Source organism: Streptomyces albus subsp. albus (assembly GCF_000719865.1).
In the GTDB taxonomy this organism is placed as follows: Bacteria; Actinomycetota; Actinomycetes; order Streptomycetales; family Streptomycetaceae; genus Streptomyces; species Streptomyces albus_E.
This window is the reverse complement of the sequence record NZ_JOID01000073.1, coordinates 1-1352: the sequence shown is the minus strand read 5'-3', so window position 1 is coordinate 1352 and position 1352 is coordinate 1. Positions and strand designations below refer to the sequence as shown.

Here is a 1352-nt window from a genome sequence, read left to right as displayed (position 1 = left end):
GCGGGGAGGCGGGTGCTGAGGTGGGCCGGCGGGTGGGGGTGGGTGGTCATCGGCGGGCCTCGGCGATGGGGTTGGGGATGTCGACGTAGACGGATTGGTGTTCGAGGGGGCCGATGAGTTCGTCCATGCCGTGGATGCGGGTGAGGAGGTTGGCTTTGCAGCGGAGGGTGGGGGCTTCGCGGAGGGTGGTGGCGAGGGTGAGGCGGTTGCCGTGGCGGGTGGCGAGGGTGGCGAGGTGGCGGTCGGTTTCGGCGAGGAGGTCGGTTTCGTCGGCGAGGCCTTGGGAGCCGAGGGCGCCGATGGTGCCGAGGATGTTGTTGATGCCGATGTAGTAGCCGAGGCGTTCGTCGATGACGGTGTCGTCGACGTAGGTGCCGAGGTCGCGGCCGGCGCCGGGGAGCCAGGGGTGGAGGGCGTGGCTGCGGGTGGGTGAGAAGTAGTAGCCCTGGTTGTCGCGGTAGTGGCCGCCGGTGGGCCAGCCGTCGGTGTCGAGGGTGACGAGGGTGTTCTGTTGGTGGGCTTCGAGGCCGAGGCCGTATTCGGCGTAGAGCCAGAGGAGGGGGGTGATGACGGTGTCGAGGTAGCGGGTGAACCAGGTGCGGGTGGTGCGGGTGGTGGTGTGGCCGGTGCGGTGGGCGAGGTGGTGGATGAGGTGGGCGAGTCGGCTGCGGTGGTCGGGTTGGTCGGGGCGTTCGGCGAGGAGTCCGGCGAGGCAGCCGGTCCAGGTGTTCCGGGTGCGGGGTGGGGTGTTGGTGCGGAAGGGGTTGTCGCGGATGACGGCGTCGAGGCCGCTGGGGGTGGTGGCGCCGGGGGTGTCGACGGCGATCCAGGCGGGGTCGCGGACGATGTGGAAGTGGGGGTGGTGGGTGTGGAGTTGGTGGTTGAGGCCGGCGTCGAGGAGGCGGTGGACGGCGAGGCCGCGGCGGAGTTCGGTGCGGTTGTTCTCGCGGCGTGAGTTGGTGATGCGGATGCCGAGGGAGAGTTTGAGCATGACGGGGGCGTCGGCTCGGTAGAGGGTGCGGACGGAGCTGGTGGGGGTCCAGTGGGGTCCGGAGGGGCCGAGGTGGTGGAGGTGTCCGTCGTCGAGGAGGGCGCGGATGGCGGGGCGGTGGAGGAGGTCGTGGGCTTGCCAGGGGTGGGCGGGGACGAGGTGGGTGCCGGGGGGTGTGGTGGGGTGGCCGGCGAGTTCGGTGAGGAGGTTGTGCAGGGGGCGGTCGAGGGCGGTGTCGCTGTGGAGGACGGCGGGGTCGGCGGCGAACCAGTGGAGGGGGAAGTGTCCGTGGAGTTCGGGTGAGTAGCGGGCGGTTTCGTTGTCGCTGAGTCCTTCGCGGCTTTTGGGGGTGGGGTGGAGG

1 protein-coding gene is annotated in these 1352 nt (G+C 70.8%); it reads right to left on the bottom strand.

The window, feature by feature from the left end; translation table 11 throughout:
• Positions 1-46: 46 nt before the first annotated feature.
• The coding region (locus IF83_RS0129385; protein ID WP_030549411.1) for an IucA/IucC family protein at positions 47-1352 on the bottom strand (1306 nt) is incomplete at its 5' end.